The following is a 20427-nucleotide window of genomic DNA, read 5'->3' on the forward strand; positions in this document are numbered from 1 at the left end:
AAGAGAGACACATGGCTGTAGTTACGATGACCAGGTACGGCGATCTGCCGGCCGTCCACATTACCGCCGCCGACGGCGCGCAGGCAACCGTGTCGCTGTTCGGCGCGCACCTGCTGTCGTGGAAAACCGCCGACGGCAAGGAGCGCTTGTTCGTCAGCTCGAAGACGCCGCTGGACGGCAGCAAGGCGATCCGCGGCGGCGTGCCGGTCATCTTCCCGCAGTTTAATGTGCGCGGCCCCGGCCTGCGCCACGGCTTCGCGCGCGTCAGCACCTGGCGCTTGAGCGACAGCGGCGGCGATGGCGGCCGCTCCTTCCTGGAATTCAGCCTGGCGCCGGAAGACCTGTCGCCCGAGCATGCGCAGGCGTGGCCGCACGCGTTCGACCTCAAGCTGCGCTTCACGCTGCATGGCGACGCGCTGGAGATGGCCTACACGGTGCACAACCCCGGCCAGCAGGCCTTCCCGTTCGGCGTGGCGCTGCATACCTACTACGACGTCGGCCATCTGGACGCGACCAGCATCAGCGGCCTGCAGCACGTGCAGTTCCTGGACCATCACAACCAGACGCTGGAGCAGGACACGCCGGCGCTGCACTTCACCGAGAAGCACGACCGCATGTACCAGTCCACGCCCGGCGTGACGCTGAACACGGCCGCCTCCACGCTGCGCCTGGAGCAGCAGGGCTTTGAACAATGGGTGGTGTGGAATCCGGGTGCGGAAGACGCGGCGGCCCTGACCGACCTGGGTCAGGATGAATACCTGCGCTTCGTCTGCATCGAGCCGGCGCGCATCTACCAGCAGCCGCTGGAAGCCGGCGCCACCTGGACCGGCAAGCACACCATCAACGCTTAATTCGATTCCTTGATGATGCGGCCCGCGCTAGGCTGGGTCGGCCGCGCATTCAATGGATAGAGGCGGCTGAACAGCGCCATCTGCGCCGGCGACGCCTGCACCGGCTCCTTCATCACCAGCCACAGCACGCCTTCGTTGCAAGGCGGCGTGGTCATCGACCCCATGAAGGTGAAGTAGTCGCGGCGCGCCGGAATCAGGTCCAGCGGATCGAGCGGCTCCACCGGCGCCGCGGTATCGAGCTTCTCCAGCGGCAGATTGTTCCACACGGTCTGGATCACCGGCTGCGGCTTGCCGCGCTCCAGCAGCAGCGCCAGCATGGCGATGCGGCCTTCGCCATCCTTGTGCACCAGGTGCACCACCATCTCGTAACCCTTGCCGTTGATGCGCTCTTCCGACGGACGATGGAAGTGGAACTGGATCAGCTCATAGGTGCGGTTGCCCACCGTGAGGAAATTGCCGCTGCCGACCATCACCTGCACCGTGTGGCCGTTGTCGGTCACATTGAACGACGACGGATGGTAGTCGAAGGTGATCTGCTCCAGATCGACCTTCATGCCGTCGCGGATGTCGATCGGCGACTGGCGGTTGCCGGTGCCGCACTTGGCCCAGGCGGGATTGATCTTGCCCCAGTTGGCCGGGCCGGTCTCGCCCTCATACGACCACACATTGCTGTACACCTTGGGGATCGTCGCGATGGCGGCTTCCTTGGCGGCCGCCTGCTTCTTGGCCTTGGCCGCCGCCGCCACGCGCGCCGCCTGGTTGGCGCGCATGATGGCCAGCCGCTCCTGGATGCGGGCCGACAGGTCGGCCTCGGCCTGCGCTTCCTTCTCGCGCTCGGTCAGCTTGCGCGGCGGCGCGCTCGGGGCCGAAGACGAAGCGGAGGCGGACGAACCGGTGGACGTGACGCCGGCAGCACCCACCAGCGCCGATTTCGTCGATGGCGAAATCAGCGGGTCTTTTTCGTTATTGGCTGCTGCGGTAACAACGTAGCAGCAGGCCAATAGGGTCAGGAGGGTGCGCATTGGGTATCCAGAATGAACAATTACATTCTGGTTTACGGATGCATTTGGGCAAAACTTGAGGGAAAGCGGTAAAACGGCATGCTGCGGCGGACGCGCAGCATGCATTCATGCGGGTTTCAGCGGCTTTGCATGCGGCGTGTCAGTTTCCACAAACCGCCCAGCGCCATCGGCACCACGGCCACGGCCACGCCGAACAGCACGATCTCGGTCAGGTGCTCGCGCACGATCGGGATATTGCCGAAGAAGTAGCCGGCGGTGGTCAGCAACGCCACCCACAGGATGGCGCCGGTGAAGTTATACAGCTGGAAGCGGGCGAAGGTCATGTCCGATACGCCGGCCACGAACGGCGCAAAGGTACGCACCACCGGTACGAAACGCGCCAGCACGATGGTCTTGCCGCCGTGTTTTTCGAAGAATTCGTGGGTGCGGGTCAGCGCTTCCTTGTTGAGCCAGCGGTAATCGTGGGTAAACACCCGCTGCCCGACCTTTTCGCCGATCCAGTAATTGACGGTGTTGCCCGTGATCGCAGCCGTGGTCAGCAGGACCAGCAGCAGCGGCAGATTCATTTCACCCACCGCGCACAGCGCGCCGGCGATGAACAGCAACGTGTCACCAGGGAAGAAGAACAGGACCACCAGACCGGTTTCGGCGAAGATGATGGCGAACAGAACCACGTAGATCAGTGTTCCGTATTGTTGGATCAGCACTTCCAATGTCTTGTCGACATGGAGGATCATGCCGAAAAATTGCATAAAATCCATATTCTTCCCGTAAAGTGAGCGCCGGAATCATACACCACCCTAAGCCCTAGCGGCATCGGTTTCCGAGCGATTGATATCCAGTTTACAATCCAGCTAGGTCCCGCAGCAAGCGGGTTCGCTCAACCAAGGAGATTTGGATGGCTTTGTTACACATTTTCCGTGTTTTATCCCTGCCGGCCCTGGCGCTGGGCCTCGGCGCCGTCAGCGCGCACGCCGCCGACCTGCCGGTGCGCCCGAGCGCCAGCGACATCATCAAGACCTCCAAACCGTCCGACTGGCGTCCCACCGACCCGGCCAACACCTTGTACATGGACCTGCCGACCGGCCGCGTGGTGATCGAGCTGGCGCCGGACTTCGCGCCGCTGGGCACCGCCAACATCAAGACCATGGTGAAAGAACATTATTTTGATGGCCTGGCCATCATCCGCTCGCAGGACAACTACGTGGCGCAATGGGGCGACCCGAACGCCGAGACCAAGCCGAAGTCGCTGGGATCGGCCAAGGCCAAGGTGCCGGGCGAATTCACGGTGCCGATGTCGAACGACAAGCACTTCGTGCAGCAGAAGGACGCCGACGGCTACGCGCCGCAGATCGGCCACTCCAACGGCTTCCCGGTCGGCCGCGATCCGAAGGCCAAAAGCACCTGGCTGCTGCATTGCTACGGCATGGTCGGCGTCGGTCGCGACAATGACACCGACAGCGGCAGCGGTTCCGAGCTGTACGCCATCACCGGCCACGCGCCGCGCCATCTGGACCGCAACATCACGCTGCTGGGCCGCGTGATCTCTGGCATGCCGCTGCTGACCACCCTGCCGCGCGGCAGCGAGGCGCTGGGCTTCTACGGCCCGAACGAGGCGCGCATGCCGATCGTCTCGGTGCGCCTGGAAGCCGAGGTGCCGGAAGCGGAGCGCAGCCACTTTGAAGTGATGCGCAGCGAAGCGCCGATCTACGAGCAGGTGCTGGAAGCGCAGCGCAACCGTGGCGGCCCGTGGAATAAATACGCGGCCAACTATCTGGAAGTATGCAACGCCATGATTCCGGTACGCGAACGGCCAAAACAGTAACCCCGGGCGTTACGGTTTGCGGGGTTCGCCGGTGCCGCACACGTTATAATCGCAGGGATGAACGCCCCAGACCTTCGCCCCCCACGCCCCATCCAGGCCCTGCCTGACCAGCTGATTTCCCAGATCGCCGCCGGCGAGGTGGTGGAACGACCATCCGCCGTGGTCAAGGAACTACTGGAAAACGCGCTGGACGCCGGCGGCACGCAGATCGCCGTGCGGCTGGAAGAAGGCGGCGTCAAACGCATCTGCATCACCGACAATGGCCGCGGCATCCCGCCCGAGCAAATGCCGCTCGCACTGGCGCGCCACGCCACGTCCAAGATATCTTCCCTGCACGACCTGGAAAACGTCGGCACGCTCGGCTTCCGTGGCGAAGCGTTGGCGTCGATCGCCTCGGTGGCCGCCGTCACCATCACCTCGCGCACCGCCGACGCGGCGCACGCGTGGGAGATCGTCGGCTCGCACAACGCCACGCCGGCACCGTCGTCCGGCGCGGTGGGCACCACCGTCGACGTGCAGGATCTGTACTTCAACACGCCGGCGCGCCGCAAATTCCTCAAGTCCGAGCAAACCGAGTTTGGCCACTGCGCCGAAGTCGTGCGCCGCATCGCGCTGGCGCGGCCGGACGTGTCGTTCTCGCTGAGCCACAACGGCCGAACCATCGACCACTGGAACGTCAGCGAGATGGCCAAGCGCAGCGCCCACATCCTGGGCGACAACTTCGCCGAAGCGCGCCTGGCGGTCGATGAAACCATGGGGCCATTGCGCCTGCACGGCTACGTCGGCCTGCCGACCGCTTCCAAGGCGCGCGCCGACGGCCAGTTCTTCTACGTGAACGGCCGCTTCGTGCGCGACAAGGTGCTGGTTCACGCGGTGAAGGCCGCCTACCAGGACGTGCTGCACGGCGACCGTTTCCCGTCGTATGTGCTGTCGCTGGAGATGGACCCGGCGCTGGTGGACGTCAACGTTCACCCATCGAAAATTGAAGTGCGCTTCCGCGACAGCCGCGCCGTACACCAGTGCGTGTTCCACGCGGTGCAGCGCGCGCTGGCGCAGACCTCGGCCACCGCGCACGGCAGCGTGCCGTCACCGCTGCCGGCGGCGGACAGTCTGAGCACCACGCCGATGTGGCGCGGCGAACAAACCTCGTTCGGCCCCTTGCTGGCGCCGGACTATGCGCCGACCTTCTCGCCGTCGCCATTCGGCAGCGGCGGCAGCGGTTCAGGCGCCGCTGCCGCCAGCACGCAGGGCAGCTTTGGCAGCAGCTACGCCGGCCCGCGCTTCGGCGCCGACGGCGGCGTCGCCCAGAGCACCGAAAAATACGGCGCTATGTTCCGTGACAGCGACCGCCCTGCCGGCGCACGCAGCGAATACGACATGACGCTGCCGCAAGCCAGCTCCTTCACCGTCTCCGCCGCCGCCATGGCGCAGGAAGAATTCCCGCTCGGCTTCGCGCTGGCGCAGCTGCACGGCATCTACATCCTGGCGCAGAACGCCAAGGGTCTGGTGCTGGTCGACATGCACGCCGCGCACGAGCGCATCCTGTACGAACAGCTGAAGACCGCCTTGGACAGCCGCGTGGCCGGCGAAGAAATGCAGGTGCAGCCGCTGCTGATCCCGATCACCTTCTACGCCGACGCGGTGGAAGTGGGCACCGCCGAAGAACACCAGGACACCTTGCAGACACTGGGCTTCGACATCGCCGTGCTGTCGCCGACCACACTGGCGGTGCGCTCGGTGCCGGTGCTGCTGAAGAACGCCGACGCCCAGACGCTGGTGCGCGACGTGCTGCGCGACGTGCGTGAATTCGGCGGCTCGCGCGTGCTGATCGAGCGCCAGAACGAACTGCTCGGCACCCTCGCCTGCCATACGGCGGTGCGCGCCAACCGCATCCTGTCGGTACAGGAGATGAACTCCCTGCTGCGCCAGATGGAAATCACCGAACGCGCCGACCAGTGCAACCACGGCCGCCCGACCTGGGTGCAGGTGGAAATCGGCGCGCTCGACAAGCTGTTCCTGCGCGGTCAATAACATGAGCACCAAACCACTGGCCGTCGCCATCATGGGGCCGACGGCGTCGGGCAAGACCGCCTCCGCCCTGACCATCGCCGGACGCATCCCGTCCGAAATCATCTCCGTCGATTCGGCGCTGGTGTACCGCGGCATGGACATCGGCACCGCCAAGCCAACGCGCGAAGAACTGGCCGCCGTACCGCATCACCTGATCGACATCATCGATCCGCTCGATGCGTATTCGGTGGCGCAGTTTCGCAAGGACACGCTGCGGCTGGTGGAAGACATCAGCGCGCGCGGCAAGCTGCCACTGCTGGTCGGCGGCACCATGCTGTACTTCAAAGGCCTGGCCGATGGCCTGGATGATCTGCCCGGCGCCGATCCCGCCGTGCGCGCCGCGCTGGATGAGGAAGCGGCCCGCCTCGGCTGGCCCGCCATGCACGCCCGCCTGGCCGCCATCGATCCGGAAACCGCCGCGCGCCTGGCGCCGGCCGACTCGCAGCGCATCCAGCGTGCGCTGGAGATTCACGCGTTGAGCGGCAAGCCGATGTCCGAGCTGCTGGCGCTGCGCGAGAAAACCGAACTGCCGTTTGAGCTGCTGTCGTTTGCGCTGGAGCCGTCCGACCGCGCCGTGCTGCACAAGCGCATCGCACGCCGCTTCGACATCATGCTGGAAGAAACGCCGCACGGTAATCTGATCACCGAAGTGGAGGCGCTGCGCCGGCGCGGCGACCTGCATCCGGGCCTGCCGTCGATCCGCTGCGTGGGCTACCGCCAGGCGTGGGAGTACCTCGACGGCACCATCGACTACGCCACCATGCGCGAAACCGGCATCATCGCCACGCGCCAACTGGCCAAGCGCCAGCTGACCTGGCTGCGCTCGATGCCGGAACGCGTGGTGCTGGACTGCCTGGCGCCCGATCCCGCCAACGCCATGCTGGCGCAGATCGCCGAACGGCTGGGTTAAGCCTTCGGCGGCTCGCCGCTCATATACACCACTTCCCACAGGTGGCCATCCAGATCCTGGTAGCCATGGCCGTACATGAAGCCATGGTCCTGCGGCTCCTTGTAGGCGCTGCCGCCAGCCTCGATGGCCTTGTTGACCAGCGCCGTCACCGCCTCGCGCGATTCCACCTGCAGGCACAGCAGCACCTCGGTCGACGTGTGCGCGTCGCTGACCGGTTTCGGCGTAAACTCCTTGAACCGCGTTTCGGTGAGCAGCATGACGAAGATATTCTCGTCCACGATCATGCACGTGGCGGACTCGTCGGTGTAATGCTGATTGAAACTGTAGCCCAGGTGCGCAAAGAACTTGATCGACTTCTGCAAGTCGCGCACCGGCAGATTGATAAAGATATTGGTTGCCATATTGCCCCCGTTATAAAAATAATCACTGGCGAGGACACAGAATACCAATATGCCAATGTTTTGACGACCGCCACGCGTTATTCGGCACTTTTTTCAAAAAATTTTTGGGTCAGTCTTGACAGTCATGGTGCCATCCCCTATGATGCTGGGCGTTGCAGGTGATATAGCTCAGTTGGTTAGAGCACAGCATTCATAATGCTGGGGTCGGTGGTTCAAGTCCACCTATCACCACCAAGATTCCTAAAGCCGTAATTCACCTTGTGAATTACGGCTTTTTTGTTTTTCTTGTGCCGTCACAAGGCCTGCAGCCGAGGCGGTCGCTACATTGGAGACTTTCTGCCTCGGCGCCATCAACGCATCATGCAACATTTCCTGGACGGCTCCCGGCATCTTCTCGACTAGCAAGGGAGGCCTCCATGCCGGACGATGTCTTCACCAAACACCCCCTGGACAACACGCCGCTCGGCCGCAATACCACACCAGTGTCCGAATGCGATATCCACAGCGCCACCGTGGGCAGCAAAGCCTGCAAGGCCATCGATGTGCCGATCCTTAGTTGTTCCAGCATCTGGTTGCGGGTGCAGAAAGAAGCCGAAGCCTGGATCGCTCCTGGCGGCAAGTTGATAGCCGATCCTGTTGCTCGCAACCGCCGCATTAACCAGGCTTACGCACAATTATGGTTGGCCGACAGGCGTTTTCAATGGACAGGGCTGGCAGCCTTCGCCTCGAAACAAGTCGGCTGCGGCCTCCTGCACGCTGCCGATAACATCCAAAAGTCGCAGGAAGAAATCGCCACGGCTAGTCGCATCGGTGTGATGGGCAACGCCGACAGCGCGGCAGCCAGTGCGATGCCATCCGGTATAGCAGGGAGTTCGGCCTACATGTATCAGCAACTTGCACTGGGCAATACGACGCTCTTCCTCGATATTTATCCTCTTCATCGTTTCTTCATGCTACGCGGATACAAGCATCTGCACAGCTGTCTTCCTCAACGTGCAGAAATCAGCCAAATGATTATTTGGCCCGCTGAAAAGACAAGAATCCCGTTTGGCAAATCGTTCGATGAAATTCTAAAAGCATTCAAAATGATCGAGAACAATGAAGTGACTCAAAGTGTGAAGGTTCTCGCCTACCATGAGCAAATCAACATCCTTCAACCTGCGATCTACGACACTACGGCGATGCGATTGGCGCTGGATGCAAATCAACTATCCTGGGCAACCGATTTTCCAACTGGTGTCGCGGCAGAAATTGAACTCACGCTATCCGCCGAGTGCAAGTCCCAGTCCAGTTCTCGCAATATATGGTTCTCAAAAAATAGAACTGCAAAACTTTACGACAAAGATCAACGTATGGCCTTTGTCTATCAGGCCGCGACTCGGTTCGACAACCTATTGAGTGGTAGTAGCAAACCCAATGTCGAAGCATCGATTGCGGAAATTGCCGCAAATGGCGGAATCAAATGAGAATGCCCCGTGCACTCGCACTCTCGGCATGCGCAGGGCTAATCTGCTATCTCTTCCATGAACCAGCTCCGATGGTTCTTTCGCTACGTGTGGGTCAGACATTCGAAGAAGTCGCGCAATCGTCTTCCTTTCCTGTTCGGGTATTCTCAGACGTCCCTGACAAAGATGGTGATGGCTTTGGCACGACATGGGTAACTCGTCCCTCCGTGATTGTGATCTTCAACGACCCCGCTCATGGATTCACGTTGCCGCCAACCAGATTTGCCACCATTGGCTATATCAAAAATAAAGTCATGACGATATCGACCACTCCCATGCTCTACAAAATGCCCTTCGATCAAGCGATGGATGAGCTAATCAATTTACAAAGTCAATTCAAAGCGGGAGAGTGGCGTCCGACAAATGGCACCCATTGGTTTGATTTATCCCCCACAGGCCAACAGACGCTACGTAGCCACGTGCGCGACCCAGGCCATGGCTACATGAAAACCACGTTTCTGGTTATCCCGCACAAATACGAGATGATTTTCCGTTTCTACTGTGCGGCACAATGCGATAGCACCATAGGACTGGATCGATATCTGATCGATATTGGCGCTGGCGAAGATAAGGGAGGTGACTAACGCAGCCCCCCATAGATTTTTGCTTTTCTTGTGCGCCGACAAAGCCTGTTAACGGAGCGCTCGCTACATTGGAGACTTTCTGTTCGTTGACGGAAAGCCCATGCAACGCTACCACATCACCCTCGGCGCCAGCACCAGTGCCGGCGGCAAAGTCATCAGCGCCAGCAGTTGTTGCAGCATCGACGGCGTGCTGGTCGCGCTGGAGGGCGACGCCATCTTCTGCCCTGCCTGCAAATCGCCGGGCAAGATCAAAATCTTCGGGCCGCGCATCTCGGAAAGCTGGAACGGCACGCAGGTGGCGCTGCAGGATGACCTGTGCGTCTGCAAGTGCACGCCACCGCCCAAGCTGATCGCCAGCCAGCAGCGGAAATATCAGGAAGTGGGCGGCAGCGCGCCCGCCCCTGCCGCAGCCACGCAAGCCGCCGCGACTGCGCGCGAGGAAGCACAAGTCGCTGCCCTTGGCGACCAGGACGACCAGATCACGCTGCGCTTCCTGGACGCCCTCACGCAAGCACCACTCGCCTCCCGGCGCTACCGATTGGAGCTGGCAGGCAAAACCATCGAAGGCGTTACCGACAGCGGCGGCTACACCCAGCCCATCAACGCAGCCGAGCGCGCGCAACTGACCGCCTGGCATCTTCTCGACTAGCAAGGAGACTTCCATGCCGGCTGATGTCTTCACCAAACACCCTCACGACACCACGCCGTTCGGCCGCAACACCACGCCAGTGCCGGAGTGCAACGTACACGACGCCACGGTGGATGGCAAAACCTGCAAGGCCATCGACGTGCCGATCCTCAGCTGCGCCAGCATCTGGCTGCGCGTCCAGAAAGAAGCCGAAGCCTGGATCGCTCCCGGCGGCAAGCTGATCGCCGATCCCGTCGCGCGCAATCGCCGTATCAATCAAGCCTATGCGCAGCTGTGGCTGGCCGACAAGCGCTTTCAATGGGCCGGCTTGGCGGCGTTCGCCTCCAAACAAGTCGGCTGCGGCCTGCTGCATGCGGCAGACAACATCAACAAGTCACAAGAAGAAATGGCGGCCAACGCCTACCGTCCCGACATCACCGGCAGCGCCGACATCGCAGCGATGAACACCATCCCGGCAGCCATCGGCGCCAGCTCGGCCTATATGTACCAACAACTCGCCCTCGGCAACACCACGTTGTTCCTCGACATCTACCCGCTGCACCGTTTCTACATGCTGCGCGGACTAAAAGCTTTACAGGCCTGCCTAAAGGAACGTGAGCTTATCTTCAAAGACGTGATCTGGCCAATCGATCAAACCAAACTCGCGTTTGGAAAATCCTCCAATGACATCCTTGAGGCTTTCGAGATGATCGAGAATGGCCAGACGGCCAAAAGCGTTGAGCGATTAGCCCACCATGAGCAAATCAATGTACTGCAAGCGGCGATATACAACGACATCATCATGCGACGAGCGCTAGACGCCAACCAATTTTCCTGGGCCATAAATTTCCCCACGGGTGTCGCCGCAGAAATCTCTCTTACGCTATCAGCAGAATGTAAAAGAACCTCCGGGCCACTTACCGTAATATTTTCAAAAAATAAGAATGCAAAACTGTATGAAGAGTCTCAGCGGATGGCTTTCGTTTACATGGCGGCTGCGCACTTCGATAATCTATTAAATCGGAACACGCGAAAGGATGTCGAGGCCTCTATAAACGAGATCGCGCAAGCCGGAGGCCGGTGGTGAAGAAATTACGTTTCATGGCGATCACAACCATCGTTTATATCGCTTGGCTATTTTTCTCTTATCCTGATCAAACTTCGGTATCGCTTCATATACAGCAGTCATTCCATGAAGTAGTGAGAGACTCGACCTTTCCTGTCATGGCCGCATCGAACGTCCCGGATGCGAGCACGGACGGCAGTGGAGCAACGTGGATTACCGAGCCGGCTGTTGTTATCCGCTTCAACGATCCGCAACATGGCTTCATACTGCCGCCGACGACATTTGCAGGCATCAGCTACAGCGACTATCGGGTGAGCACCATCGATACCTCACCGATGCTAAAAAAACTTTCGTTCAGCGATACACTCGATCTTGTCGAATCCTTGCAACGACAATTTCAGACCGGAGGCTGGCTGCCCGACGAGAATCAAAATTGGATAGACGTAAGCGCTTCAGGCCGGGAAGCCTTGCATGCTTTGCTGCGGGAACATGGTCATACGATCGTCCTCAGAGTGCCTCGAAAGTACGCCATGTTTTTCGGCCTGCACTGCGCCGATCGATGTCATAGCCGAATAGGACTGGATCGCTATCTGGTCGATATAAGCATTGGTCGAGATTTCTATGCCGATATCGGCAACGAGAAACCGCAGCCGGGGTCCGCAGCTCCAACACCATCGACAGCAGCAAGATCGCAGAGATGAACAAGATACCGCCGCGTGCTCCGGCACCGATGCCACCAATGAGCGAATAAGTAGTTAGCGCAGCGGACGGCAAGGAGTGGCGAAGTCCACGTGATAGTGTTCATCGTGCCGTATCCACGACCGCTCCTTCATGAAATGCAGGTGCTGATTCAGGTATGCGCCACGGTTGGTGGAGAACAATTGCGGCGTCAGCAACGGATCGAAGATCACGCGCGTGATCCCCAGCTTGTGCGATTCGGCAGCGCGGGACAATTGGTACAGATGTTCGGCCATGGCCTCGTAGTCGATCCGCAGATCCTTGAACTTTCCGGCGTTGTCGAACTCAATTCCGTAACCGAACTTGTTGGCGGCATTCCCCGGCAGCGGCACTGATGCGCCGGCGGCGTTTAACACCGGCACCATCAAGTCCACCGACAAGCCGGCCTGATGGGTTTTGTGCGGGCGCATCTGTCCGCCCTCGGCAAAGCCGGTTTCGCCGTAGACGAAGGTGGTTTTGGGCATTGATTGCTCAAGCGCGCGATACGCGTCGACCACCACCTCGCGCACCGCGCTGTGTACATAGGTTCGGCCAAGCTGCACGCCCAGGCTGCTGTAGGCTGCGAAATTGACGCCATCCTTTGGCAACTGTACGCCCTCCTCCAGACGTCCATGGGCGACCGTACCGTAACAGGTGCTGGCCATCCCGATGCCTGGCGAGGCGGCAAGCGCAATGCAGATTAGTAGGCGACGCATATCTCATCCTTTCATGCGGCCCCAGTTTTACCACAACTGCACCACATCAAACTGATCGCCCGCAGGGGCAGGACAATGGTCGTCGTGACGCGCAACAAGAAAGATTTCAAAGGCCCCAACATCCGCGTTCCCTACGAACTGGAAACCGCCACCATTGCCGTAAATTGGCTCGTCGGTTTTTCCCCACAGCGTCGTATAGAAAATTTGCGTTCGCCTATACGATGTCGGCATACCTGACCGTCCAAAACCTCGCCTGCCCCGCCGTTTTCAATTTCATCACATGGACAAAATCGCTCGCTTTCAGAGCGAAATCCTCCTGTCCACACCAAGGTAAAGCCTCTGCCGCAGCGCAATAAAACGTTTTCCGAGCCGTGTTGCCTCGGCTTGTCGAAATGGCTAGTCTTGACTGTGACAGGTCATCAGACAACCTGCGCCCTCCCAGAACTAACCACTGAGGAAAAACATGAAAAAGAAAATAATGGAGACCGTGGTTCCGCTTGCCTTGGCGGCCATGTATGCCCCTGCTGCACTCGCCCAGCAGGCCCCGACACCTCCCGCAACCGCACCAGCCGCCGAGCCACCGCTGCCGTCGCCAACCGACGATCCCGGCACCACCGTGGTGGTCACCGGTTTCCGCTCCAGCCTTCAGAAAGCGCTTAACCTGAAACAGCAGGCGATCGGCGTGCGCGATTCCATCGTCGCCGAAGACATCGGCAAATTCCCGGAGGCGAACGTCGCCGAATCCCTGCAGCGCGTGCCGGGCGTGATTCTGAACCGCGACGAATCGTCCGGCGAAGGCCAGCGCATCTCGATCCGCGGCCTGCCCACCGAATACTCGGTCACCACGCTGAACGGCGCGCCGGTCAACACCACCTCCACCGCCACCATCGGCACGGCGGCGCGCGGCTTCAACTACGACGTGTTCGCGTCCGAACTGTTTGGCCGCGTCGATTTCTACAAGTCGCCGCTGGCCGAACTGACCGAGGGCGGCCTTGGCGGCGTGGTGGACCTGCAAACGCCGCGTCCCTTCGACAATCCGAAGCGCACCATCCGCTATGGCCTGACCGATACCTACAACACCAGTTCCAAGCACAACGATCCGAACGGCTTCGTGCTGTACTCGAACACCTGGGACAACCTTGGCTTCCTGATTGGCGCCTCGCACTCGGGCAGCATCAACACGCGCTCCGGCTTCGAGGCCACCGGCGGCTACAACAGCTCCTTCAACGGCAGCCAGAATCCGGTCAAGGGCAACTTCGCCCTGGCGCTGGACTTCGACAGCCCCCTGGCCAATCTGGGCAACTACACGCGGGATCAAGTGGCGAAAGCCTTCCTGCCGCGCATCTACCGCTTCTACGGTTCGCAGAACGAGCGCACGCGCGACGGCCTGGTCTCGTCGGTGCAGTGGAAAACGCCGACGCTCAACGTCAGCTTCGACACCATGTACTCCAAGCTGGAGAACACGCGCGCGGAGCAGCTGTTCGGCATCCTGGTGCGCAGCACCGCCACCACCAACCGCAACGCGCCGGTCGGCGCCTCCGGCAACAACGGCCTGATACCGCTGAATGTCAGCATCGACCCATCCACCAATCTGCTGACCGGCACCTTCGGCAACACCACCTACAACGCCGGCGCCGCCTACACCAAGGACGACACCAAATTCGGCTACGGCGCATTAAACGCCAGCTGGAAGGCCAGTCCCAAGCTGACCCTGAGCGGGCAAGCCAGCCTGAATCAGAGCACCGCCACCAGCGCCACCGGCCAGCTGTCCGGCTACATCTACGGCGCCACCTCGACCATCGACTACGGGAGCGATCACGTCTACCCGTCGATCTCCTCGCCGACCAGCTACACGGACCCGAACAGCTGGAGCGGCTTCACCATCGGCACCGGCTGGACCAAGGAAACCGACAAGGGCAAGCAGGCGCGCGTCGCCGCCGATTACGACTACGATCTGCCCGGCGGCTGGACCGGCCACCTGAAAACCGGCCTGACTTACGTCGCCACCATCAAGGGCGTCAACAAGCGTAACGGCACCGCGCTGGCCACCGCGCACCTGAACAGCATCGGCGCGGCCGGCCTGCGCAGCGCGATGACGTCGCAACTGCCGATCGATCACCTGGACTTCGGCGCCGGCTGGCCGCACAGCTGGGCGACCTGGAACAGCAGCTACTTCTACTCGCAGTTCGATCCGAATACCTACAATCCGGAGTCCACCTTCACGCCATCGCAAAGCTTCGCGGCGGAAGAAGATGTGAAGACCGCCTTCGCGCAGTCCGACTTCAAGGGCGATATCGGCGGCCACGAGCTACGCATCAACGCCGGCGTGCGCTTCTCCAAAACCGAAACCAGCATCGACAACTTCAAACAGAAAGGTGCAGGCCTGGTCTACTCGCCGAACCATGAGCAAGGCTCGTACAGCAATGTGCTGCCGGCCCTGAGCAGCGCGCTGGACCTGACCGATACGCTGATGTGGCGCGCCTCCTGGGGCAAGACCATCACCCGCGCCTCGCTGTCCATCATCGCGGCGCAGACGGTCATCCCGAACCAGTTCGACAACTCGGCCACGTCGGGCAATCCCAGCCTGCGTCCGCAGCAGTCGAAGAACCTGGACACCAGCCTGGAATGGTACTTCAAGCCGGGCAGCCTGCTGTCGGCCGCGCTGTTCCAGAAGAAGCTGACCGATGCCACCGTCGCCAACACCACCGTGGTGCCGTTCTCCTCCCTCGGCCTGCCGGATACGGCGCTCGGCCCATTGTTCCAGGACGCGAACGGCCACGTCGATCCTAACCTGGCGATGACGCTGCGCACCTACACCAACGCCGGCGAGCAAACGCTGAAAGGCTACGAGCTGGCTTACCAGCAGGCGTTCAGCTTCCTGCCGGCGCCATTCAACGGCATGGGCGCGCTGGCCAGCTACACCCACATCAATCCCTTCAACAGCGTGCCGTGGATTACCAACGCGGGCAAGGTCATCGACGTCAACTCGGTGCCGAAGTACGCCTACAGCGCCACGGTGTATTACGAGCAGGGACCGTGGGCGGCGCGCATGTCCTACAACTACAAGGACAAGTCGCTGCATCCAGACAGCCCGCGCAACCTGGGCGATGATTTGATCCGCTGGCGCGCAGGCCGAGGCTACCTCGATGCGAACATCAGCTACAAGATCAACGAGAACCTGGAGTTCCGCGTCGACGCGCTCAACCTGAGCAACACGCTGGCGTATGATTACTTCGAGGACGCGAGCGGCCAATACGGCAGCGGCAAAAAGACCCGGATGGACTATGCCAAGTATGATGGCCGCACGATCAAAATCGGCATCCGGGGAAAACTCTAAACCATGATGAAACGACTCTACGCCGCCGGCATGCTGGCGGCCAGCGTGACCGTATTGGCCGGCTGCGCTTCGGCGCCGCCGGCGGTCGACACTTCCGAGCAGGAGGTGATCGGTATTATCAACAAGGTCAATGGCTACTGGCAGCAGCGGGAAGCGCCGCAGAAGTGGGCGTTCTGGGACATCGCCGCCTACCACACCGGGAATATCGAGGCTTACCAGATCACCGGCAATCCCGCGTGGCGCAAGTATTCGGAGGACTGGGCCGCGCACAACAACTGGCAAGGCGCCAAGTCCACCAACAAGGCCACCTGGAAGTACCAGTACGGCGAGACCGACGACCATGTGCTGTTCGGCGACTGGCAGATCTGCTTCCAGACCTATGCGGACCTGTACCAGCTCGATCCCGATCCGAAGAAGATCGCCCGCGCCCGCGAGGTGATGGAGTACGAAATGAGCACGCCCAACCAGGATTACTGGTGGTGGTCGGACGGCTTGTACATGGTGATGCCGGTGATGACCAAGCTGTATGCGATCACCGGCAATCGCCAGTACCTCGACAAGCTGTATGAATACTTCCAGTACTCGAACAGCATCATGTACGACAGCGATGCGCAGCTGTACTACCGCGACGCACGCTACGTCTATCCCAAGCATCAAAGCGTGAACGGCAAGAAGGACTTCTGGTCACGCGGCGACGGCTGGGTGTTCGCCGGGCTGGCCAAGGTGCTCAAGGATCTGCCGAAGGACGATCCGCACCGTGCCGAATTCATCGCCAAGTTTCAGGGCATGGCGCAGGCGTTGAAGAAGGCGCAGACCGACGACGGCTACTGGACCCGCAGCCTGCTCGATCCGCAACACGCGCCAGGGCCGGAAACCAGCGGCACCGCCTTCTTCGTCTACGGCTACCTGTGGGGCATCAATAACGGCCTGCTGGAGCGCGACGCATATCTGCCGGTGGTGCGCAAGGGCTGGCGCTACCTGAGCAAGACCGCGTTGCAGGCGGACGGCAAGATCGGCTATGTGCAGCCGATTGGCGATCGCGCCATTCCCGGCCAGGTGGTGGACCAGAATTCGACCACGGCGTTCGGCGTCGGCGCCTACCTGCTGGCGTCCTCGGAGCTGGTACGCCTGCTGCGTCAATAACAACGGAGACTGAATGGAACGACGACACTTTATCCAGACCCTGGCCGCAGCTGCGGGCGGCGGCATGGCTGCTGCCCCCGGCGCGGCGGCGACAGCCAGCGCCATCGACACCAGCGGCGGCGCAGCCCGCGCACAACTCGCCGCGCTGGCGCAGAAAATGTCCGAACCGGTGCTGACCAACATGGCCGCCGGCACGCTGAAGAAAAACTTCGCCCTTGAAGTCAGTCCCACCTGGGATGGCCGCGACAAAGGCGTCGCCTACCTGGAATGCTTCGGCCGCCTGATCGCCGGCATCGCTCCCTGGCTGGCCCTGGCCGACGACGGTACGCCCGAAGGCCGCACGCGCAAACGCCTGCAACAACTGGCCCTGCAAAGCTACACCAATTCGGTCGATCCAGCGACCGCGGACTACCTGCTATGGAAAGGCCCCGGCCAGACGCTGGTCGATTCCGCCTACTTCACCAATGCCCTGATCCGCGCGCCGAAAGCGCTGTGGGAACCGCTGGATGCCAGAACCAAGCAGCGCATCGTCGCCGAAATCAAAGCCCTGCGCCGCATCGAACCGCCCTATATCAACTGGATGCTGTTCGCCGCCATGAACGAAGCCTGGCTGATGTCCATCGGCGAGGAATTCGACCCGTTGCGCATGAACGTCGCCATCCGCAAAATCAATGAATGGTATGTCGGCGACGGCTGGATCAAGGACGGTGACGCCTTCCACTTCGACTACTACAACGCCTTCGTCATGCACCCGATGCTGGTCGAAATCCTCGACGTGCTCGATGAGAAAAAAGGCGCCTTCTGGAACGGCAAACCGGAAGAGCTGCGTGCGCAGGCGATCAAGCGCATGCAGCGCTACAGCGAACACCTGGAACGCTTCATCTCCACCGATGGCAGTTTCCCGCCCATCGGCCGCTCGCTGACCTACCGCACCGCCGCCTTCCAGCCATTGGCCCTGCTGGCGCTGCGCAAGCAGCTACCGCAAAGCCTGCCCGAAGGCCAGATCCGCGCCGCGCTGCAAGCGGTGCACAAGGCCGTGTGGTCAGCGCCATCCAACTTCAACAAGGAAGGCTACCTGACCATCGGCTTCGTCGGCCATCAGCCGGAGCTGGGCGACTGGTACTCCAACAACGGCAGCATGTACATCGCCTCCGCCAGCCTGCTGCCACTGGGCCTGTCGCCCACCGACAGCTACTGGACCGCGCCAGCGCAGGACTGGACGCAGAAGAAAGCCTTTGCGGGCGCCCGCTTCCCTAAAGACTACCCAGTGAACTACTAATGACGATCAAATCCACTTCCCGCCGCAACGTGCTGCGCGGCGCCAGCGCCGCTGCCATGGGCAGTCTGATGCTGCCGCTGTCCACCCAGGCCGCCGCCCGCTTCACCATCAGCGACACCGACTTCATGCTCGATGGCCAGCGCCTGCAAATCCGCTGCGGCGAAATGCACTTCGCCCGCGTGCCGCGCGAATACTGGCAGCACCGCCTGAAAGCCATCAAGGCCATGGGCTTGAATACCGTATGCGCCTACCTGTTCTGGAACTACCACGAATGGCGCGAAGGCCGCTACGACTGGGCGGGACAGCGCGACGCCGCCGAGTTCTGCAAGCTCGCCCAGCAGGAAGGCCTGTGGGTCATCCTGCGTCCCGGTCCCTACGCGTGCGCCGAGTGGGAAATGGGCGGCCTGCCATGGTGGCTGCTGAAGAAACCGGGCGACGCCTTCCTGCGCACGCGCGACGCCAACTTCGTGCAGCCGGCGCGCCGCTACATGAAGGAAGTCGGCCGCGTGCTCGGTCCGCAGCAGATCACACACGGCGGTCCGATACTGATGGTGCAGGTGGAGAACGAGTACGGCTTCTTCGGCGAAGACCTGGCCTATATGCGCGAGATGAAAAGCATGCTGCAGGACGCGGGCTTCGACGTGCCGCTATTCCAGTGCAATCCGACCAACGCGGTGGTCAAGTCGCATATCGACGGCTTGTTCAACGTGGTCAATTTCGGCAGCGATCCGGCGGCCGGCTTCAAGGTGCTGGACCAGGTGCAGAAAGGCCCGCGCATGTGCGGCGAATACTATTCCGGCTGGTTCGACACCTGGGGCGCGCCGCACCGGCGCGGCTCCGCCAACGGCGCCGTGGCCGACATCCAGGCCATGTTGAAGGCCAACGGCTCGTTCAGCCTGTACATGGCGCACGGCGGCACCAGCTTCGGCCTGTGGGGCGGCTGCGACCGTCCCTTCCGTCCCGACACCAGCAGCTACGATTACGACGCGCCGATCAGCGAAGCCGGATGGACCGGCGAAAAATTCCAGGCCTACCGCGACGGCATCAAGCCTTTTCTGCCGGCCGGCGAAACGCTGCCGCCGCCACCGCCGAAAAATTCCGTCATCGCCATCAAGCCGTTTGCGCTGAAACAGTCCTGCACCGTGGCCAGCGCGCTGCCCGCGAACGGCATGCGCGTGGCGTCGCCGCAACCGATCGAACAGTACGACATCAGCCGGGGACTGGTCTCCTACCGCGTGACGCTGCCTGCCGGCCCGGCCGGCACGCTGGAAGCAGCCAAGGTGCGCGACCTGGCCTGGGTCAGCATCGACGGTAAACAGGTCGGCACCATGGACACGCGCTACCGCCGCTTCAGCATCGACCTGCCGGCGCGCAGCAAACCGGCGACGCTGGAGATACTGCTGTACACCATCGCTCGCGTCAACTTCGGCGTAGAGATCCACGACCGCAAAGGCCTGCATGGACCGGTCACGCTCAACGGCCAGCCGGTGGAAAACTGGGACATCCGCGCCATCGACTTCGACGCCGACGGCGTGCTGCCGCCGCTGACGTGGAAGACCGGCCGCGCGCAAGGCGCCGCCTTCTGGCGCGGCAGCTTCGACGTGACACAAGCCGACGACACCTTCCTCGACATGTCAGGCTGGGGCCAGGGCATCGTCTGGGTTAACGGGCGCTGCCTGGGACGCTACTGGAGCATCGGCCCGACGCAGACCATGTACCTGCCCGGCCCATGGATCAAGCGCGGACAGAACGAAGTGGTGGTGCTGGACCTGACCGGCCCGCGCAGCGCCCGTATCGCCGGCCTGACCGCGCCTATCCTCGACCAGCTACATCCGGAACTGGATCTGGCGCGTCCGCCAAGCAAGGTCAAACCGGCACTGGACGCCATCAAGCCGGTGCACGAAGGCGAGTTCGCGCGCGGCGGCGCCGTGCAGGACGTGACCTTCGCACATCCGGCCAGGTGCCGCCAGTTCTGCCTAGAATCGCTGGATGCCTGGGACGGCAAGCAGTACGCCGCCGTGGCCGAACTGTCGCTGCTGGGCGTGGACGGCAAGCCGCTCAACCAGTCCAACTGGACCATCGCCTACGCCAGCAGCGAGGAAGCCACCAAGGAAGACGGGGGCGCCCTCAACGCCATCAACGGCCAGGCCACCGACCACTGGCACACCGCCTACAGCGGCAAGGCCGCGACGGCGCCAGGCAGCAAGCACCCGCATCGCCTCATCATCGATCTAGGCGCCGAAGCCACCGTGGCCGGCCTGCGCTACACCCCACGCCAAGGCCCGGAAGGAGTCACCGGCCGCATCAAGCACTACCGCGCCTACGTCGGCGATCACCTGGTAAAGGAAAACTGAAAGCGGACTAGCGACAAGG

The 20427-nt window shown here is 61.7% G+C and carries 17 protein-coding genes and 1 tRNA gene; 14 read left to right on the forward strand and 4 right to left on the reverse strand.

Going from position 1 to position 20427, the window contains the following annotated elements; translation table 11 throughout:
• Positions 1–11 precede the first annotated feature (11 nt).
• Positions 12–851: a D-hexose-6-phosphate mutarotase gene (locus GJ695_RS16265; RefSeq protein ID WP_154366474.1), complete on the forward strand. Its 840-nt coding sequence runs from the start codon at positions 12–14 to the stop codon at positions 849–851.
• Here the strand turns inward: GJ695_RS16265 and GJ695_RS16270 are convergent.
• On the reverse strand, positions 848–1873 hold the full coding sequence (locus GJ695_RS16270) for a carbonic anhydrase (protein WP_154366476.1): 1026 nt from the start codon (positions 1871–1873) through the stop codon (positions 848–850). The two genes, GJ695_RS16265 and GJ695_RS16270, sit on opposite strands and share 4 nt — an antisense overlap.
• A 116-nt stretch (positions 1874–1989) precedes the next feature.
• Positions 1990–2634, reverse strand: coding sequence for a VTT domain-containing protein (locus tag GJ695_RS16275; RefSeq protein WP_154366478.1), 645 nt, complete (start codon positions 2632–2634; stop codon positions 1990–1992).
• Positions 2635–2771: 137 nt separating this feature from the next.
• Between GJ695_RS16275 and GJ695_RS16280 the strand changes: the two genes are divergently transcribed.
• The 3 genes from GJ695_RS16280 to miaA are packed head-to-tail and all read left to right on the forward strand — an operon-like array spanning position 2772 to position 6678.
• On the forward strand, positions 2772–3698 hold the full coding sequence (locus tag GJ695_RS16280; RefSeq protein WP_154366480.1) for a peptidylprolyl isomerase: 927 nt from the start codon (positions 2772–2774) through the stop codon (positions 3696–3698).
• 57 nt (positions 3699–3755) lie between these two features.
• Positions 3756–5729, forward strand: coding sequence for a DNA mismatch repair endonuclease MutL (mutL, locus tag GJ695_RS16285; protein ID WP_154366482.1), 1974 nt, complete (start codon positions 3756–3758; stop codon positions 5727–5729).
• 1 nt (position 5730) lies between these two features.
• Entirely contained in the window at positions 5731–6678 is a 948-nt protein-coding gene (miaA, locus tag GJ695_RS16290; RefSeq protein ID WP_154366484.1) for a tRNA (adenosine(37)-N6)-dimethylallyltransferase MiaA, read from the forward strand.
• On the opposite strand, the gene GJ695_RS16295 is transcribed toward miaA, so the two are convergent.
• A complete protein-coding gene (locus GJ695_RS16295) occupies positions 6675–7079 on the reverse strand; it encodes a VOC family protein (RefSeq protein ID WP_154366486.1) in 405 nt (134 codons plus the stop codon). The genes miaA and GJ695_RS16295 overlap by 4 nt on opposite strands.
• Before the next feature lie 157 nt (positions 7080–7236).
• On the opposite strand from GJ695_RS16295, the gene GJ695_RS16300 reads away from it, so the two are divergent.
• The 6 genes from GJ695_RS16300 (at position 7237) to GJ695_RS16325 (ending at position 11563) form a co-directional block, all read left to right on the forward strand.
• A tRNA-Met gene (locus GJ695_RS16300) sits at positions 7237–7313 on the forward strand.
• Between the two features lie 182 nt (positions 7314–7495).
• The gene (locus GJ695_RS16305; RefSeq protein ID WP_154366488.1) at positions 7496–8545 is read left to right on the forward strand and encodes a DUF2515 family protein; all 1050 of its coding nucleotides are present in this window, start codon (positions 7496–7498) and stop codon (positions 8543–8545) included.
• Positions 8542–9168 (forward strand): hypothetical protein, encoded by a 627-nt coding sequence (locus tag GJ695_RS16310; protein ID WP_154366490.1) that lies wholly within the window; start codon positions 8542–8544, stop codon positions 9166–9168. The genes GJ695_RS16305 and GJ695_RS16310 overlap by 4 nt, the downstream gene beginning before the upstream one ends.
• A 100-nt stretch (positions 9169–9268) precedes the next feature.
• Positions 9269–9817, forward strand: coding sequence for a PAAR domain-containing protein (locus GJ695_RS16315; RefSeq protein WP_154366492.1), 549 nt, complete (start codon positions 9269–9271; stop codon positions 9815–9817).
• A 13-nt stretch (positions 9818–9830) separates the two neighbouring features.
• On the forward strand, positions 9831–10883 hold the full coding sequence (locus tag GJ695_RS16320; protein WP_154366494.1) for a DUF2515 family protein: 1053 nt from the start codon (positions 9831–9833) through the stop codon (positions 10881–10883).
• Positions 10880–11563 carry a hypothetical protein gene (locus GJ695_RS16325; protein WP_154366496.1) on the forward strand — a complete coding sequence of 228 codons (684 nt, stop codon included), beginning with the start codon at positions 10880–10882 and terminating at the stop codon, positions 11561–11563. Before GJ695_RS16320 ends, GJ695_RS16325 begins: the two co-directional genes overlap by 4 nt.
• Before the next feature lie 54 nt (positions 11564–11617).
• Here GJ695_RS16325 and GJ695_RS16330 read toward each other — a convergent pair whose 3' ends face one another.
• On the reverse strand, positions 11618–12295 hold the full coding sequence (locus tag GJ695_RS16330; protein WP_154366498.1) for a penicillin-insensitive murein endopeptidase: 678 nt from the start codon (positions 12293–12295) through the stop codon (positions 11618–11620).
• Positions 12296–12758: 463 nt separating this feature from the next.
• Between GJ695_RS16330 and GJ695_RS16335 the strand changes: the two genes are divergently transcribed.
• From GJ695_RS16335 to GJ695_RS16350, 4 genes are read left to right on the forward strand one after another with little or no spacing between them, the layout of a single operon-like run.
• The gene (locus GJ695_RS16335; RefSeq protein WP_154366500.1) at positions 12759–15632 is read left to right on the forward strand and encodes a TonB-dependent receptor; all 2874 of its coding nucleotides are present in this window, start codon (positions 12759–12761) and stop codon (positions 15630–15632) included.
• Between the two features lie 3 nt (positions 15633–15635).
• Positions 15636–16775, forward strand: a complete 1140-nt coding sequence (locus tag GJ695_RS16340; protein WP_208023428.1) for a glycoside hydrolase family 88/105 protein — start codon at positions 15636–15638, stop codon at positions 16773–16775.
• A 13-nt stretch (positions 16776–16788) separates the two neighbouring features.
• Positions 16789–18054, forward strand: coding sequence for a DUF2264 domain-containing protein (locus tag GJ695_RS16345; protein WP_154366501.1), 1266 nt, complete (start codon positions 16789–16791; stop codon positions 18052–18054).
• The gene (locus tag GJ695_RS16350) at positions 18054–20408 is read left to right on the forward strand and encodes a beta-galactosidase (RefSeq protein WP_154366503.1); all 2355 of its coding nucleotides are present in this window, start codon (positions 18054–18056) and stop codon (positions 20406–20408) included. The genes GJ695_RS16345 and GJ695_RS16350 overlap by 1 nt, the downstream gene beginning before the upstream one ends.
• The last annotated feature ends 19 nt before the right edge of the window (positions 20409–20427 follow it).

It is taken from the genome of Duganella alba (genome assembly GCF_009674495.1).
Classification (GTDB): Bacteria; Pseudomonadota; Gammaproteobacteria; order Burkholderiales; family Burkholderiaceae_D; genus Rugamonas; species Rugamonas alba.